Here is a 15,405-nt window from a genome sequence, read left to right as displayed (position 1 = left end):
GCGGGCGCCAGCACGGGCACCATGATCAGCATCATGGAGAGCGCCTCCAGGAAGAGGCCCATGACGACGAGCACCAGCGCCACCACCAGGATGAAGGGCGCGGCGTCCTGGAAGTTGGTGATGATGAGCTGGGAGATGTCCTGCGGGATGCGGTAGAGGGTGATCGCCTTGCCGAAGACCTTGGCCCCGGCGACGATCAGCAGGATCGCGACCGTGGTGACCATCGCCTCGATCACCGCTTCCTTCAGCGACTCCCAGGTCAACGTACGCAGGACCAGCCCGGTGATGACCAGGGAGGCGGCGAAACCGATGGCGGCGGCCTCGGTCGGGGTGAAAGCCCCGGAATAGATGCCCCAGATGATCAGCGTCGCGAGCGCCAGGGTCGGCAAGGCGCGGCGCGCGCTGCGCCAGCGCTCCTCCCACCCCGCCTTGGGCGAGGGCTCGTAGTCGCCGGAAAAGCGTGCGTAGACCATGGCGAAGACGATGAAAAGTCCGACCAGCAGGATGCCGGGGCCCATGCCCGCCAGGAACAGCTTGATGACCGACTCTTCGGTGATGAAGCCGAAGACGATCATGGGGATCGACGGCGGGATCAGGATGCCGAGCGTCCCACCGGCGGCCAGCAGCCCCAACACGAACTTGCGCGAATAACCCCGGCTGATCATCTCCGGAATGGCGACCGTGCCGATGGTGGCGGCGGTGGCCACGGAGGAGCCGGAGATGGCCGCGAAGATGCCGCAGGAAAGGATGGTCGCCACGGCGAGGCCGCCGGGCCAATGCCCGACCCAGGCCTGAACGGCGGCGAAGAGATCGCGGCCCACGCCGCCCTTCAAGAGGACGTTGGACATCAGGAGGAAGAGCGGCACGGCCAAGAGCACGAAGTTGTCGATCGTGCTGAGCAGCCCCTGGGGCACCATCAACGGCGAGAAGCCGCCCACCACCAGCAGGCCGAAGCCAAGCGCGCCCAAGGCGAAGGCGACCGGTACGCCCAGGAAGAGAAGCGTGAAGAGCGCCAGCAGGATGAGGACAGCGGTCACAGGCTTTCCCCCGTGCCCTGCTCAACGCCGCTCTGCGGACCCCGGCCAGTGGCAAGCTTCGCCAACTCGCCCAGGCACTGCAGCATCAGCATGCCGAACCCCAGGGGAATGACCGCCTCGGTCCACCAGTTCGGCAGGTTCAGGAGCGTGCCTGCGGTGCGTCCGCGCTCCAGCGAGTCGAGCATGATGCCGAAGCCGTACCAGGTCGCCACGCCCGAGAAGATGGCGATCACCAGCAGCGAGAGGGAATCGGCCAGGGCCTTGCCCCGCGCGCCCATCAGATTGGTCAGCATGGTGATGCGGATGTGCTGGCGATGGCGCAGCAGGGTCGCCATGCCCAGGAAGGTGCCCCAGATCATGGCCAGCAGGGAGAGCTCAGAGGCCCAGATGGTCGGCGCGTTGAAGAAGTAGCGCCCCGCCACGTCGTAGGTGATCATCGCCCCGGTCAGGAAGAAGAGCCATGCGCTCAGCTTTCCCAGCCAGTCGTTCACGCGGTCAAGCAAAGCCACCACCGTGCCGGGCCCCCATAGTATTCTCGTTGGATAGACGAGGGCCGGCGGCGCGGTGGTCAGACCGCTCCGCCGGCCTCCAAGTGGTTGGCGTTAGAGGCCTTGAGCGGCTTCCAAAACCTTCTCGCCGAGCGCGCCGGCGTTCTTCTTGTAGTTCTCAAGCACCGGCTGCGAACCCGCCTTCCAGGCCTCGACCTGCTCGGGCGTCAGTTCGACCACGGACATGCCGTTCTCCTTGGCGTACGCGATCGCATCGGCCTCGATCTCGGTGACGCGGTCGCGCACGTCCATCTCGGCCTTGAGCGCGGCCGCGGTGATGATTTCCCTCTGCCCCTCGGGGAGAGCCTGCCAGAAGTCCTCGTTCACCAGCACGATGAACTCGATGTCGGCGTGGTTGGTGAGGGTGATGGTGTCCATCACCTCGTTCAGCGAGCGGGACTTGACGCCGGAGACGCCGGTCATGCCGATGTCGACCGTGCCGCGCTGATAGGCGAGGTACTGCTCGGAACCGGAAATCAGCGTCGGCACGCCGCCCACGGCTTCAACGAACTCGCCCAGGGTCTTGCCGAAGACGCGGACCTTCTTGTCCTTGATGTCGGCCGGGGTCATCAGGCCGCCGCCGTTGGACAGCATGATGGCGCCGCCGTAGGCCTGCCACCAGAGCACGCGCGAGCCGGTCTCCAGGATCGCCTCGTCCAGCGGGCCGCGAACCGGGCTACCGGGCGCAACGGCCGCGCGCACCTTCTCTTCGGTGTTGAAGAGGAAGGGCACGTAGAAGATGTCGACGGCCGGGATGTCGCCGACGAAACGGGTGAGAGAGGCCACGCCCATCTCGATCGCGCCCGAGCCGACGGCTTGCGGCACTTCCTTGTCCTTATAGAGCTGCGCGGAATCGTAGATCTGGACTTCGATGTCGCCACCGGAGTTCTTCTCGACCTCTTCCTTGAAGAGCAGGAGGTTCTGGCCGAGGTGGCTCTTGAGCGGCAGCTGCAGGGTGATGCGCAAGGTCGTCTCGGCGGCCTGGACGGCTCCGGCGGCGACCACGACGAAAACGGCCGCCAGGGCCGTGGCGAAGAAACGTTTCATGAGTGTCGTCTCCCTAGTTTGCGTATTCTTGTCATTCGGGACCGCCTGAACGGCAGCGCCTCTGTTTTTAGAGCGGCAAAGATTAGTGGAGAGGCTTGGCGCAGTTCAAGCGTCAAAGCGGTGCGGCGGGTCCGGTACGGGGCTTCGTCAGCTTCCCAACTGCCGCTCGAACCAGGCGACGGCGGCCGCCGGGCCTTCCACGTCGTCCCAGATGGCGCCGTCCAGAAGGATGAAGTCGGCGCCAACTTCGGCGAGGGCTTCGGCCTCGGAAAGGCTTTGAGCGCCCTGGGCGACGGCGGGGATCAGCATCATCTCCTGCCACCAGGCGAGCAGTTCCGGATCTGCCGGATGCGGCTCGCCGCCGGCCCGGCCAAAGGCGACGTAATCGCAGCCCAGTTCGCCCGCCACCATGGCTTCATGGCGCGACTGACCGCAGGCGGCGCCCAGGATCGAGCCTTCCGGCATGAGGTCGCGGGCTTGACGCAGCGAAGTCTTGCCGGCGGGAATCTGCGCGCCGTCGCTGCCGGTGCGGCCGACCAGCTCGGGATAGCCCTCCAGCAGGAAGGCCGCCCCTGCCTCCTGGGCTGCGGGGATCAGGGAGTCGATCAGGGCGCTCAGCACATTGTCCGAATCTTCACGGCCGGTGGTCTGGAGCAGCACGGCGGCCACGTCACCGCCGGCCAGCGCCGCCTCGTAGCGGGGCCGGAAGTCCTCCAGAAGGAGGCTCCCCCTGGCAAGAGCCAGGGGGGTGGCGAGGTAAAGCCGGCTGCTCATGATCGTCCTTCGCCGGGCCGGGCGATCAGAGCTTGCCCTGATAGATCTTGATGATCGAATCGAGCAGGGCCAACGCCTCTTCGCGCGGACGCTGGAAGGTGTTGCGTCCGATGATCGACCCGCTCGCCCCGCCGTCACGCAGCTCGCGGATCTCGTTCAGCAGGCCCTCGGTGTCCTTGGCCGCGCCGCCGGAGAAGACCACGATGCGCCGTCCGTCGAAGGAGGACTGCATGACGTGGGCGATCCGTTTGGCGAGGGTCGAGCCGTCGATGCCGGCCTTCTCGTAGGCCTTCTTGGCCTCCGCCTGCTCCAGGTGCGCGGTCGGCGGCTTGACCTTGATGATGTGGGCGCCGAGCAGGGCGGCCATATGAGCGGCATAGGCGGTCACGTCCAGCGCGGTCTCGCCCTCCTTGGAGAGGTCGCCGCCGCGCGGATAGGACCAGACCACCACGGCCAGACCGCAGGCCTTGGCCTCCTGCGCCAGTTCGCGGATCTCCTCCATCATCTCGAACTGATGGTCGGAGCCGGGATAGATCGTAAAGCCGATGGCCGAGCAGCCGAGGCGCAGCGCGTCGTCCACGCCGCCGGTGATCGCCTGATCCTTCTCGGTGGCCCAGGAGTTGGCGCTGTTGACCTTCAGAATGGTGGGGATCGCACCGGCGAAGCTGTCCGCGCCCGCCTCCAGCATGCCGAGCGGCGCGGCGTAGGCGTTCAGTCCGGCGTCGACCGCCATCTTGAAGTGGTAGTGCGGATCATAGGCGTCCGGGTTGGGTGCGAAGCTGCGGGCGGGGCCATGCTCGAAGCCCTGGTCCACCGGCAGGATCACCATGCGTCCGGTGCCGCCCAGCTTGCCCTGCATCAGGATGCGCGCAAGGTTGGTCTTGGTGCCGGGGTTGTCGCTCTCGTAGTTGCTCAGGATGCGTTTGACGCGCTGTGTGACTCGCATGGCTTCATTTCCTCCTCTTAAAGCGTGACCCGCTTCGTCCGACCCCAAAAAGACGGGTCAGGCCCCCGGCGGCCCTTTTAATTCAACGATGTTTCCTTCCGGATCGGCGATATAGACCGAGGGGCCCCTGCCGTCCGCGCCGTAGCGTTCGGCCCAGTCGCCGGGCTCCAGCCCCGCGTCTTCCAGCCACGCCAGAATGGCTTTTCTGTCAAAGGGCAGGAGGCGCAGGCAGAGGTGATCGAGGTTGCGCCCCTCCGCTCCCGGTCCGGCGCCGCCCTTCTCGCCGAGAGGGCCCGCCAGATCGACGAGATCGATCAGGCTGTCGCCCGCCCGCAGTTGGATGAGGCCCAGGTCGGCCTGGACCTTCTCGACGCGACAGCCGAGCAGGTCGCGGTAGAAGGCGGTGACCCGCTCCACGTCGGCGACCCGCAAGACGATGTGGTCGATGGCCCGTATGTTGATCGGGTTCGCCTGCATGGCGTGCTCCATCTTCCGCGCCGGACTGCCGCGCTCCTCGGCGGTGATTACATCAACTTGCCCATGGTGACGGCGGTGTCGCTCATCCGGTTGGAGAAGCCCCACTCGTTGTCGTACCAGGAAAGAACGCGCACGAAGCTGCCGTCCAGCACCTGCGTCTCGTGCAGGTCGACGGTCGAGCTCGCCGGGTTGTGGTTGAAGTCGACCGAGACCAGCGGCAGATCGTTGGTCGCCAGCACGCCCTTCAGGGCGCCGGAGGCAGCGTTGGAGATGGCCTCGTTGACCTCCTCGACGCTGGTCTGCTTGTTGGCCTCGAAGGTCAGGTCGATCAGCGAGACGTTGGGTGTCGGCACGCGGATGGCCGTGCCGTCCAGCTTGCCCTTCAGCTCCGGCAGAACCAGTCCGACCGCGCGCGCAGCGCCGGTCGAGGTCGGGATCATGGAGACCGCGGCGGCGCGGGCGCGCGCCGGGTCCTTGTGCAGCGTGTCCACGGTCTGCTGATCGCCGGTGTAGGAGTGAATGGTGGTCATGAAGCCGTGCCTGATGCCGACATGGTCGTTCAGCACGTAAGCGACGGGCGCCAGACAGTTCGTGGTGCAGGACGCGTTGGAGACGATCAGGTCGTCCGCGGTCAAGGTGCCGTGGTTGACGCCGTAGACGATGGTCTTGTCGGCATCGCCGGAAGGCGCGGAGATCAGGACGCGCTTGGCGCCGGCCTTGAGGTGGGCGCCGGCCTTCTCCTTGCTGGTGAAGATGCCGGTACACTCCAGCACGATGTCGACGTCCAGATCGCCCCAGGGCAGGTTCGCGGGATCCCGCTCGCTGAAGACCGGGATCTTGTGGCCGTCGACCACGAGCTTGCCGTGATCCTCTGATATCTCACCGGGATAGCGGCCGTGCACGCTGTCAAAGGTCAAGAGGTGCGCGTTGTCTTTGGCCGAGCCCAGGTCGTTGATCCCGACGAACTCGATGTCCGTGCGCTTTGACTCGAAAGCCGCCCGCAGAACCAGGCGGCCGATGCGGCCGAAACCGTTGATGGCGACGCGAACCGTCATTGTCTTCCCACTCCTTGCTTTTGTCCGTTCCTTGGAGCCCGGCTGCTCAGAGCCAGGTCTTCACCTGATCCACCACCTCGTCGGCGGTGATCTTGAAATGCTTGTAGAGATCGCCCGCCGGCGCCGATGCGCCAAAGGACTTCATGCCGACGAAGCAGCCATCCAGCCCAGTCCAGCGGGTCCAGCCAAATCCGGTCGCCGCCTCGACCGCGACGTGCAGCGTGCCGGGGCCCAGGACCTCGTCGCGGTAGTGCGCGGGCTGCTCCAGGAACAGCTCCCAGCTCGGCACCGAGACCACGGCGGCGGAGATGCCCTCTTCCATCAGCTTCTCGCGCGCCTCGGCGGCGATCGAGACCTCGGAGCCGGTCGCGAGCAGGGTCACCTGACGCTGCTTTTCGGCCGGGATCAGAATGTAGGCGCCAAAGCGCGAGAGGTTCTCGCTCGCGTCCAGGCGAAGAGTCGGCACGCCCTGGCGGGTCAGCGCGATCACCGAGGGGCGGTCGCTCTGCTGCAGCGCCACTTCCCAGCACTCCGCCGTCTCGATGCTGTCGCAGGGGCGCATGACCAGAAGGTTCGGGATCGCGCGCAACGCGGCCAGATGCTCGACCGGCTGGTGGGTCGGACCGTCCTCGCCCAGGCCGATGGAATCGTGGGTCATCACGTAGACGACGCGCTGACCCATCAGGGCGGAGAGGCGGATCGAGGGGCGGCAGTAGTCGGTGAAGACCAGGAAGGTGCCGCCGTAGGGGATCACCCCGCCGTGCAGCGCCATGCCGTTCATCGCGGCCGCCATGCCGTGCTCGCGCACGCCGTAATGGATGTAGCTGCCGGAAAAGTCGTCGGCGTTCACCACGCTCTGCGACTTCGCCTTGGTGTTGTTGGAGCCGGTCAGGTCGGCGGAGCCGCCGATCATCGCGGGCACGGCTTCGGCCAGCACGTCCAGGACCTGCTGAGAGGAAACGCGCGTCGCGATCTTCGGTTTGTCGGCCAGGATCTGGTCCTTGTAGGCCTTGAGGGTCTCCTGCCAGTTCTCCGGCAGGTCGCCCGCCATCTGGGCCTTGAAGCTCTCCCGCTTGGCGGCGTCGCTGCGCGCCAGGCGCTTGGTCCAGTCGTCGACGACCGGCGCCCCGCGGCTGCCCGCGGTCCGCCAGGCCTCCAGAACCTTGTCAGGCACCTCGAAGGGTGCGTAAGGCCAGCCGAGCTTCTCGCGCGCGCCGGCGATCTCTTCATCGCCGAGGGGCGCGCCGTGGGTCTTCTCGCTGCCCGCCTTCGTGGGCGCGCCGAAGCCGATCGTGGTCTTGCAGGCGATCATGGTCGGCTTGTCGTTGCCCTGCGCGGCCTCAATGGCCTTCGCGACGGCTTCGGCATCGTGGCCGTCGACCGCATCGGTCGCCCAGCCCGCCGCCTCGAAGCGCATGCGCTGGTTCACCGAGTCGGTCAGCGACACCGGTCCGTCGATCGAGATGTCGTTGTCGTCCCAGAACACGATCAGCTTGTTGAGCTTCAGGTGCCCGGCCAGCGCGATCGCCTCGTGGCTGATGCCTTCCATCAGGCAGCCGTCGCCGGCGATCACGTAGGTGTGGTGGTCGACCAGCTCGTCGCCATAGCGGGCGTTCAGCAGGCGCTCGGCCATGGCCATGCCGACCGCGTTGGCGATGCCCTGACCCAGCGGGCCGGTCGTGGTCTCGATGCCCTGGGCGTGACCGTATTCGGGATGCCCCGCCGTCTTGGAGCCGAGCTGGCGGAAGTTCTTGATCTCCTCCAGCGTCATGTCCTCATAGCCGGTCAGGTAGAGCAGGCTGTAGAGCAACATGGAGCCGTGACCGGCGGACAGCACGAAGCGGTCGCGGTCATGCCAGTTGGGCCGCTTGGCGTCGAACTTCAGGAACCGCGTGAACAGCACCGTCGCCACGTCGGCCATGCCCATGGGCATGCCGGGGTGGCCCGAGTTCGCCTTTTGAACGGCGTCCATTGAAAGGAAGCGGATGGCGTTGGCCATCTCGTCGTGGGAGGCCGCGGCGTTCCCCGCGGCGGAGGTGTCATGGGAATCCATCAAAACCTTTTTGCGCTCTCGCGTTCGCTCGTCGGCTGCGCGCCGGCCGCGGTCTCTGGGAGGTCCGGATACGGCTTCTTTCCGAAGTCCCTGCGGCGCTGCGCTCTTGCAAGCCCATCCTTAGAAGGTCGGCGCAAGATGCCGCCGCCTCGCCCTAGCGTCAACCGGCATAATGCGCGCTCCTGCGCATAACCCCCGGCAGGGCCTGCGAGGGTAGTTGACCGGGGGCGCGGCAGCCTTCTATTCTCAGTTGCTGATTATGCAGACAAGCCTAGTCGTTAGGCGAAGGACTTCAGCCGGTGTATGATCCCGAAGCCACGGCGCCGGGGGAGCGCGCCAGCACAGCGGATGCGGGGAGAGAATGGCGCAGGTCAAGCTAACCATCAACGGGCGGAGCTACTCCGTTGCCTGTGGCGACGGCCAGGAATCGCATATCGAAGGGCTGGCCGCCGACATCGACGCCCGCGTTCATCAGCTGTCCGAGCAGTTCGGCGCGATCGGGGAGGGGCGCCTGCTGGTCATGACCGCCCTGCTGCTGGCCGACGAACTGCACGAGGCGACCAACGGAGGCGCGGCTTCCGTGGCCGGCGCTTCCGCCGACGACTCGGGCGAAGCGAACGGCAAGGCCAGCGAGGCGCTGGAGGCCAAGGCCGCGGCGCTCAAGTCCGAAGAACAGCGCCTTGGCGAGCTGGCCGAAAAGCTCGATCAGTACGCCGAAAAACTGGAAGCTATTGCAGCGCGGCTCGTAGAGGCCTAACTATCGCAGTCAGAACGACGCGTGTGCTGCCTGGTGCGTTAGGCCATTCGATCCCTGGGGCCAATATCCACCCATAGGGAGCTGTCCCTGTCCGGGCCCTGGTCCGGATATATGGCGCCCACCTGCTTAGAGCAGGCCACAGTGGATGATAGAGCCGACGGCCGAGGCGGCACTCCGTCTTTCCTCCTGATCCTTCCCGCTCCGCCCTTGTCTTTCGTGTTAGGAGTGCGCCCATGAGCGAGAAAGCAGCCTCACAGCCGCTGGACGCCGACAAGGCGGCGCTCCGCAAGGAGATGTACGCCCGCCGCCGCAAGGCCTTCGTCGAGGGCGAAAAGGCGGGCAACGCCCTGAAGCTCAAGTTTCTCGAAGCGGTCTCGCCGCCCGAGGGCGCGCGGGTGAGCGGCTTCTGGCCCATGGGCTCGGAGATCGACCCGCGCCCGCTGCTCGAAGTCTTGAGCGCGCGCGGCCATCCCATCGGACTTCCGGTGGTGACGGCGCCCGCGACGCCCTTGACCTTCCGCGCCTGGAAACCCGGCGACATCCTGAAACCCGGCGGCTTCAACACCGAAGTGCCGGACGCGGACAAGCCGGAGATCGAGCCGGACATCCTGCTGGTGCCCTTGCTGGCCTTCGACCGTCAGGGCTTCCGCCTGGGCTACGGCGGCGGCTTTTACGACCGCACGCTCTCGGCCCTGCGCGAGACCGGGGCGCGTCTGGCGGTCGGCGTCGCCTTCGCCGCACAGGAGGTGGAGGCCGTGCCGCGCGGCGACTACGATCAGCCGCTGGATATGATCCTGACCGATCGGGAGGTCATCTACAGCGCCGGGTGAGCGACCCGCCCGACCTTTCTTTTCAGGCGGCGCTGCGATAGATACCCGGTCATCGAATCAAGACCAACGTTGGAAGCGACATGCGTTTTCTCTTTCTGGGCGACATCGTGGGACGGCCCGGCCGCGACGCGATCAACAAGCACCTGCCGGACCTGCGCCGGGAGCTGGGCCTCGACGCCGTGGTCGCCAACGGAGAGAACGCCGCAGCCGGTTTCGGCATTACCCAGAAGATCTGCAAGGAGATGTTCGAGGCCGGCGTCGACCTCATCTCCGGCGGCAACCACTCCTGGGATCAGCGCGAGGCGCTGTCCTTCATCGATGACGAGCCCCGGCTACTGCGCCCGCAGAACTATCCCGCCGGCACCCCGGGACGCGGCAGCGGCGTTGTCGACGCCGGGCGCGGCCGCAAGCTGCTGGTGGTGAATCTCATGGCGCGGCTCTACATGGACCCGCTGGACGATCCCTTCGCGACCATGAAGGCGGTGCTTTCCTCCGTCCGGTTGGGCGCGACCGCCAACGCCATCCTGCTGGATTTCCATGGCGAGGCGACCTCGGAGAAGATGGCCATGGGGCACTTCGTCGACGGCAAGGTCTCGCTCTGCGTCGGCACCCACACGCACGTGCCCACCGCCGACACCATGATCCTGCCCGGCGGCACGGCCTATCAGACCGACGCCGGAATGTGCGGCGACTACGATTCGGTGATCGGCATGGACAAGGAGGCGCCGCTCGCCCGCTTCACCCGAAAGCTGCCGACGGAGAAGCTTCAGGTCGCCAAGGGCGAGGGCACGCTCTGCGGCGTCTTCGTGGAGACCGACGACAAGACCGGCCTCGCGCTGAAGGCCTTCCCGGTCCGCAAGGGCGGCCGCCTTCAGGCGACGCAGCCCCAGCTGGTGTGACGCAGCCCGTGTGACGCGGCTGGTTTGACGCGGCGGCCCGGGCTTTCAGCCGGCGTTGAAAGCTGATAGAAGCCCTCTCGATTTTTTAGAGATCAACGCCGGTTTCCGGTCGAAAAATCGTCACCGCAGGGCCGAGAAGGGCTGCGCCGACGCCAACAGGATGTGGTAGACTTTCTTCTTGATACCGCATTATCTGGGTGGTCGACCGGAAATTTCGGGTGCGTGCCGCTCTTTTCGCGCGCCCGGATCGGCAAGGGACAAACAGCAGGTACGCCATGGCAGGTCACTCACAATTCAAGAACATCATGCACCGCAAGGGCGCGCAGGATAAGAAGCGCGCCAAGGTCTTCGCCAAGCTCGCCAAGGAGATCATCGTCGCCGCCAAGTCCGGCATGCCGGAGCCGGACAAGAACCCGGCGCTGCGTCTGGCGATCCAGAACGCGCGCGCGGCGAACATGCCCAAGGACAACATCGAGCGCGCCATCGCGCGCGCCGTCGGCGGCGGGGCCGAGGAGAACTACGAGGAGATCCGCTACGAGGGCTATGGCCCCGGCGGCGTCGCGGTGATCGTCGAAGCGCTGACCGACAACCGCAACCGCACGGCCTCCGAGGTGCGGGCGATCTTCTCCAAGAACGGCGGGACGCTCGGCGAGACCGGCAGCGTCGCCTTCAACTTCGAGCAGGTCGGCCAGCTTCTCTACAAGCCCGAGATCGCCGACGCCGAGGCCCTGTTCGAGGCGGCCGTCGAAGCGGGCGCCACCAACGCCGAGTCCAGCGAGGCGGGCCACGAGGTGGTCTGCGCGCCCGACGATTTCGCCGCCGTGCGCGACGCCATGGCGGAGACCTTCGGCGACCCGGACGAGGCGGGGCTCGTTTGGAAACCGAACAACACCATCGCGGTGGAGGAAGAGCAGGCCCAGACGCTGATGAAGCTGCTGGACGCGCTCGACGACTGCGACGACGTGCAGCGCGTCTCCGCCAACTACGACATCGCCGACGAGGTCTTGGAACGCTTGACCGCCTAAGGCCGCAAAAGCCTGAGGACGCCAGAGAGAGGACGAGGGGACATGCGGGTACTGGGATTGGATCCCGGTCTCAGACGGACGGGGTGGGGTGTCATAGACGCCGAAGGCTCCCGCCTTGTCCATGTCGCCAATGGCGTCATCACCTCGGACAGCAAGGACGAGCTGGCCAGCCGTCTGGTTCAGCTCATGCGCGGGGTCGAGTCCGTGCTTGCCGCCCACCAGCCCGATGAGGCGGCCGTGGAGGTCACGCTCGCCAACAAGAACCCCGATTCCACCCTCAAGCTCGGCATGGCGCGCGGCATCGCGCTGCTGACGCCCGCGCTGCAAGGCCTGCCGATCGGCGAGTACCTGCCGATGATCGTCAAGAAATCCGTGGTCGGCACCGGCCACGCCAAGAAGGAGCAGGTGATGATGATGGTCCAGCGCCTGCTGCCCGGCTGCGACATTCCCTCCGAAGACGCCGCCGACGCCTTGGCGCTCGCCATCTGCCATGCGCACAACCGCGCGACCCGGCGGAGCTGGGCCAAGGGAGTCGAAGACCCGCTCGCAGCCGCTTTGGCCGCAGGCGGCGCGCGCGGCGGGAGGCGGCGCCGATGATCGGCAAGCTGAAGGGCATCGTCGACAGCCATGACGAGGGCGCGGTGATCCTCGATGTGGGCGGTGTCGGCTATCTGGTTTTCGGCTCCAGCCGGACGCTCGGCGCGATGACGGCGGGCGAGGCGGTGGCGCTGCTGATCGAGACCCACGTGCGGGAGGATCACATCCACCTCTATGGCTTCCTCGAGGCGTCGGAGCGGAACTGGTTCCGCCTGCTGCTCAATATTCAGGGCGTCGGCACCAAGCATGCCCTTTCCATCCTTTCCGTGCTCTCGCCCGATCAGTTGACCCAGGCGATCGCCGCGCAGGACAAGGCCGCTCTGACCCGCGCCAGCGGCGTCGGGCCGAAGCTGGCCGGACGGCTGGTGCTGGAACTGAAGGACAAGGTCGCCAATCTCTCGCTGGGCAAGGGCGCGGCTCAGGCGTCCGAAGCAGGCGGCGGCGATCTCTCCGGCCCCGCCGACGACGCCGTCTCGGCCCTGGTCAACCTCGGCTACCGCCGGGCGGAAGCCTTCACCGCCGTCGCCAAGGCGGCGCGCCAGCAGGGTGAGGGCGCCAGCGTCGAAAGCCTGATCCGAGACGGCCTGAAGGAGCTCTCCTCATGAGCGACGGCCAGAGCGAAGGCAGGAGCGAGGACCGGCTGGTGCAGCCCCAGGCGCGCGAGGAGGACATCCTCGAGAGCAGCCTGCGTCCGCTCAAGATCGAGGAGTTCGTCGGCCAGAAGCAGCTGCGCGACAACCTGAAGATCTTCATCGAAGCGGCGCGCGGGCGCGGCGACGCGTTGGACCACGTGCTGTTCTTCGGCCCGCCGGGTCTCGGCAAGACCACGCTGGCCCAGATCGTGGCGCGGGAGTTGGGCGTGGGGTTCCGAGCCACCTCCGGCCCGGTGATCGCGCGGGCGGGCGACCTGGCGGCGATCCTGACCAACCTGCAGCCGCACGACGTGCTCTTCATCGACGAGATCCACCGTCTCAACCCCGCGGTGGAGGAGGTGCTCTATCCGGCGATGGAGGACTTCGTTCTGGACCTCATCATCGGCGAGGGGCCGGCGGCGCGCTCGGTGCGCATCGACCTGCCGCCCTTCACGCTGGTCGGGGCGACCACGCGCTCTGGCCTCATCACCACGCCGCTGCGCGAGCGCTTCGGCATCCCCTTGCGCTTGAACTTCTACGAGCCCGACGAGCTGCGCTCCATCGTCGAGCGCGGCGCCAGGGTGCTCTCCATCGACATGACCTCCGACGGCGCGCTGGAAATCGCCAAGCGCTCGCGCGGGACGCCGCGCGTCTCGGGCCGCCTGCTGCGCCGCGTTCGCGACTTCGCGAGCGTGGCGGGCGAGACCCGGATCGACGCCAAGATCGCCGATGCCGCGCTGCGCCGCCTGGATGTCGACGAGCGCGGCCTCGACACCATGGACCGCCGCTATCTGCGTTGCATCGCCGAGGTCTACGGCGGCGGCCCCGTCGGGGTCGAGACCCTGGCCGCCGCGCTCTCCGAGCAGCGCGACGTGCTGGAGGAAGTGATCGAGCCCTATCTCATCCAGCAGGGCCTGCTCCAGCGCAGCCCGCGCGGACGGATGCTGACGGCGGGCGGCTACGACTATCTCGGCCTGCCCGCGCCCAAGGGGCGCGAGGCGGCGCAGTTCGACCTTCTGGAAGGCGAGCCGGACGGCGGCGGGGAGGAGGGCGCTTGAGCCCCTCGGCCTCCCAACTGCCCGCCCCTTCGATGCGCGGCGGCTGGTTCTGCATTCCCTTGCGCGTCTACTACGAAGACACGGACGCCGGCGGCATCGTCTACTACGCCAACTACCTGAAGTACGCCGAGCGGGGCCGCACCGAGCTGCTGCGCCACCTCGGCATCAATCAAACTGCATTGAAGTCAGAATCCGGCCTCATTTTCGCCGTATCGGACTGTCAGATTCGCTATCGCCTTCCGGCGCGCCTGGACGACCTCCTTCTGGTCAAGACCAAGGTCGCCGCTCTGGGGGCGGCGCGGATCGAAATGGTGCAGGAAATTGTGCGGGACGAAGTCCGGCTGACGGAAATCGGCGTCACCGTCGCCTCGATCAACGAGGCGGGACGCCCGTTGCGCATGCCTGGACCGCTGCGCGCGGTTCTTGAGAACGCATTCGACGAAGGGGAAGAAGGGAAGGCGGTCTAAAGACGATGGAACAACAGGTAATCGACAGCGTGACCCTGGGCGGGTCTGTTGCGCCCCACGACCTTTCGGTCTGGGGCCTCTTCATGCAGGCCGACCTGATCGTGAAGATCGTGATCTTCATGCTGGTGCTCGCCTCAATCTGGTGCTGGACCATCATCATCGACAAGGTGATCCGGCTGCGCCGCCTGCGCGGCAAGGCGAACCGCTTCGAGGAGGCTTTCTGGTCGGGCGGATCCCTGGAGGACCTCTACGACAGGCTGAACGAGCGTCCCGGCGATCCCATGGCCTCGCTTTTCGTTGCCGCCATGCGCGAATGGCGGCGTTCGGCGGGCCGGGGAATGGACGATTCGAGCAGCCGTCAGTCGCTGCGCCAGCGGCTGGAGCGGGTGATGGACATCTCCATCATGCGCGACATGGAAGGGCTGGAGCGCCACATGATCTTCCTGGCCTCGACCGGGTCGGCAGCCCCCTTCATCGGCCTCTTCGGCACGGTATGGGGCATCATGAACGCCTTCACCTCCATCGCTGCCTCCAAGAACACCAGCTTGGCCGTGGTCGCGCCCGGCATCGCCGAGGCCTTGTTCGCCACGGCGCTGGGTCTGGTCGCGGCGATCCCGGCCGTCATCGCCTACAACAAGCTCTCCAACGATCTGGGCCGCTACGCCCAGCGCCTGGAGACCTTTGCCGGGGAGTTCAGCGCGATCCTCTCCCGCCAGCTCGACGAGGACGATTGAGCCATGGCCGGAGGACTGATGCAGGGTTACAGCCGCAAGGGCGGGCACCGGCGCCAGCAGTACCGGCCCATGGCGGAGATCAACGTCACACCCTTCGTGGACGTGATGCTGGTGCTGCTGATCGTCTTCATGGTGACGGCCCCGCTCTTGACCGTGGGCGTGCCGGTGGACCTGCCGGAAACCGAGGCCCAGGCCATCGCCGATCCCGATGAGCCCCTGGTGGTCTCCGTCGACCGCGAGGGCGCCGTCTATCTTCAGGACACTCAGATCGACATGGACAAGCTGGTGCCCCGCCTGATCGCGGTGACCGGCAGCAACCCGGACGCGCGCATCTTCGTGCGCGGCGACCGCGCCATCGCCTACGGCCGGATCATGGAGGTCATGGGGCTGGTCAACGCGGCGGGCTTCAAGAAGGTCGCCCTGATCGCCGAACTTCCCAAGCAGACGCCGGAGGGGGGCAACTGAGCCG

At 66.7% G+C, this 15,405-nt stretch carries 18 protein-coding genes and 1 other RNA gene; 11 read left to right on the top strand and 8 right to left on the bottom strand.

All coding sequences use genetic code 11. From position 1 onward, the window contains the following. The 8 genes from P8X75_08885 to tkt all read right to left on the bottom strand — a co-directional run. The coding region (locus tag P8X75_08885; protein ID MEJ1995316.1) for a TRAP transporter large permease subunit at positions 1-1,037 on the bottom strand (1,037 nt) is incomplete at its 3' end. Further along, positions 1,034-1,549, bottom strand: a complete 516-nt coding sequence (locus P8X75_08880) for a TRAP transporter small permease (protein ID MEJ1995315.1) — start codon at positions 1,547-1,549, stop codon at positions 1,034-1,036. The genes P8X75_08880 and P8X75_08885, both read right to left, overlap by 4 nt. A gap of 90 nt (positions 1,550-1,639) precedes the next feature. Further along, a complete protein-coding gene (dctP, locus tag P8X75_08875) occupies positions 1,640-2,632 on the bottom strand; it encodes a TRAP transporter substrate-binding protein DctP (protein ID MEJ1995314.1) in 993 nt (330 codons plus the stop codon). Between the two features lie 147 nt (positions 2,633-2,779). After that, on the bottom strand, positions 2,780-3,406 hold the full coding sequence (locus P8X75_08870; protein ID MEJ1995313.1) for a thiamine phosphate synthase: 627 nt from the start codon (positions 3,404-3,406) through the stop codon (positions 2,780-2,782). A gap of 25 nt (positions 3,407-3,431) precedes the next feature. Beyond that, positions 3,432-4,352 (bottom strand): class I fructose-bisphosphate aldolase, encoded by a 921-nt coding sequence (locus tag P8X75_08865; protein ID MEJ1995312.1) that lies wholly within the window; start codon positions 4,350-4,352, stop codon positions 3,432-3,434. A gap of 57 nt (positions 4,353-4,409) precedes the next feature. After that, the gene (locus P8X75_08860; protein ID MEJ1995311.1) at positions 4,410-4,829 is read right to left on the bottom strand and encodes a VOC family protein; all 420 of its coding nucleotides are present in this window, start codon (positions 4,827-4,829) and stop codon (positions 4,410-4,412) included. Between the two features lie 47 nt (positions 4,830-4,876). After that, positions 4,877-5,884 carry a type I glyceraldehyde-3-phosphate dehydrogenase gene (gene gap / locus P8X75_08855; GenBank protein ID MEJ1995310.1) on the bottom strand — a complete coding sequence of 336 codons (1,008 nt, stop codon included), beginning with the start codon at positions 5,882-5,884 and terminating at the stop codon, positions 4,877-4,879. Between the two features lie 46 nt (positions 5,885-5,930). Next, the gene (tkt, locus tag P8X75_08850) at positions 5,931-7,937 is read right to left on the bottom strand and encodes a transketolase (GenBank protein MEJ1995309.1); all 2,007 of its coding nucleotides are present in this window, start codon (positions 7,935-7,937) and stop codon (positions 5,931-5,933) included. A 361-nt stretch (positions 7,938-8,298) separates the two neighbouring features. On the opposite strand from tkt, the gene P8X75_08845 reads away from it, so the two are divergent. From P8X75_08845 to tolR, 11 genes are all read left to right on the top strand, one after another. Continuing rightward, entirely contained in the window at positions 8,299-8,694 is a 396-nt protein-coding gene (locus tag P8X75_08845; GenBank protein MEJ1995308.1) for a cell division protein ZapA, read from the top strand. Between the two features lie 20 nt (positions 8,695-8,714). Next, positions 8,715-8,871, top strand: a non-coding RNA gene (ssrS, locus tag P8X75_08840) — 6S RNA. 56 nt (positions 8,872-8,927) lie between these two features. After that, on the top strand, positions 8,928-9,524 hold the full coding sequence (locus P8X75_08835; GenBank protein MEJ1995307.1) for a 5-formyltetrahydrofolate cyclo-ligase: 597 nt from the start codon (positions 8,928-8,930) through the stop codon (positions 9,522-9,524). 80 nt (positions 9,525-9,604) lie between these two features. Next, on the top strand, positions 9,605-10,423 hold the full coding sequence (locus P8X75_08830; GenBank protein ID MEJ1995306.1) for a TIGR00282 family metallophosphoesterase: 819 nt from the start codon (positions 9,605-9,607) through the stop codon (positions 10,421-10,423). A 275-nt stretch (positions 10,424-10,698) separates the two neighbouring features. Next, positions 10,699-11,448, top strand: coding sequence for a YebC/PmpR family DNA-binding transcriptional regulator (locus tag P8X75_08825; protein ID MEJ1995305.1), 750 nt, complete (start codon positions 10,699-10,701; stop codon positions 11,446-11,448). A gap of 42 nt (positions 11,449-11,490) precedes the next feature. Beyond that, positions 11,491-12,045, top strand: a complete 555-nt coding sequence (gene ruvC / locus P8X75_08820; protein ID MEJ1995304.1) for a crossover junction endodeoxyribonuclease RuvC — start codon at positions 11,491-11,493, stop codon at positions 12,043-12,045. Further along, positions 12,042-12,650, top strand: coding sequence for a Holliday junction branch migration protein RuvA (ruvA, locus tag P8X75_08815; GenBank protein MEJ1995303.1), 609 nt, complete (start codon positions 12,042-12,044; stop codon positions 12,648-12,650). The genes ruvC and ruvA overlap by 4 nt, the downstream gene beginning before the upstream one ends. Further along, the gene (ruvB, locus tag P8X75_08810; protein MEJ1995302.1) at positions 12,647-13,735 is read left to right on the top strand and encodes a Holliday junction branch migration DNA helicase RuvB; all 1,089 of its coding nucleotides are present in this window, start codon (positions 12,647-12,649) and stop codon (positions 13,733-13,735) included. Before ruvA ends, ruvB begins: the two co-directional genes overlap by 4 nt. After that, entirely contained in the window at positions 13,732-14,202 is a 471-nt protein-coding gene (gene ybgC, locus P8X75_08805) for a tol-pal system-associated acyl-CoA thioesterase (protein ID MEJ1995301.1), read from the top strand. Before ruvB ends, ybgC begins: the two co-directional genes overlap by 4 nt. Before the next feature lie 5 nt (positions 14,203-14,207). After that, entirely contained in the window at positions 14,208-14,936 is a 729-nt protein-coding gene (tolQ, locus tag P8X75_08800) for a protein TolQ (GenBank protein MEJ1995300.1), read from the top strand. 3 nt (positions 14,937-14,939) lie between these two features. Beyond that, positions 14,940-15,401 (top strand): protein TolR, encoded by a 462-nt coding sequence (gene tolR, locus P8X75_08795; GenBank protein MEJ1995299.1) that lies wholly within the window; start codon positions 14,940-14,942, stop codon positions 15,399-15,401. Positions 15,402-15,405: the final 4 nt, after the last annotated feature.

Source organism: Limibacillus sp., from assembly GCA_037379885.1.
Classification (GTDB): Bacteria; Pseudomonadota; Alphaproteobacteria; order Kiloniellales; family CECT-8803; genus JARRJC01.
The sequence above is the reverse complement of the archived record's forward strand: the minus strand, read 5'-3'. Positions and strand labels throughout refer to the sequence as shown.

Coding starts and splice junctions, on each gene's coding strand:
- dctP (MEJ1995314.1), bottom strand. CDS start 2,632: ATGAAACGTTTCTTCGCCACGGCCCTGGCGGCCGTTTTCGTCGTGGTC.
- tolQ (MEJ1995300.1), top strand. CDS start 14,208: ATGGAACAACAGGTAATCGACAGCGTGACCCTGGGCGGGTCTGTTGCG.
- P8X75_08865 (MEJ1995312.1), bottom strand. CDS start 4,352: ATGCGAGTCACACAGCGCGTCAAACGCATCCTGAGCAACTACGAGAGC.
- P8X75_08845 (MEJ1995308.1), top strand. CDS start 8,299: ATGGCGCAGGTCAAGCTAACCATCAACGGGCGGAGCTACTCCGTTGCC.
- ruvA (MEJ1995303.1), top strand. CDS start 12,042: ATGATCGGCAAGCTGAAGGGCATCGTCGACAGCCATGACGAGGGCGCG.
- P8X75_08830 (MEJ1995306.1), top strand. CDS start 9,605: ATGCGTTTTCTCTTTCTGGGCGACATCGTGGGACGGCCCGGCCGCGAC.
- tkt (MEJ1995309.1), bottom strand. CDS start 7,937: ATGGATTCCCATGACACCTCCGCCGCGGGGAACGCCGCGGCCTCCCAC.
- ruvC (MEJ1995304.1), top strand. CDS start 11,491: ATGCGGGTACTGGGATTGGATCCCGGTCTCAGACGGACGGGGTGGGGT.
- P8X75_08835 (MEJ1995307.1), top strand. CDS start 8,928: ATGAGCGAGAAAGCAGCCTCACAGCCGCTGGACGCCGACAAGGCGGCG.
- P8X75_08870 (MEJ1995313.1), bottom strand. CDS start 3,406: ATGAGCAGCCGGCTTTACCTCGCCACCCCCCTGGCTCTTGCCAGGGGG.
- P8X75_08860 (MEJ1995311.1), bottom strand. CDS start 4,829: ATGCAGGCGAACCCGATCAACATACGGGCCATCGACCACATCGTCTTG.
- ruvB (MEJ1995302.1), top strand. CDS start 12,647: ATGAGCGACGGCCAGAGCGAAGGCAGGAGCGAGGACCGGCTGGTGCAG.
- tolR (MEJ1995299.1), top strand. CDS start 14,940: ATGGCCGGAGGACTGATGCAGGGTTACAGCCGCAAGGGCGGGCACCGG.
- P8X75_08825 (MEJ1995305.1), top strand. CDS start 10,699: ATGGCAGGTCACTCACAATTCAAGAACATCATGCACCGCAAGGGCGCG.
- gap (MEJ1995310.1), bottom strand. CDS start 5,884: ATGACGGTTCGCGTCGCCATCAACGGTTTCGGCCGCATCGGCCGCCTG.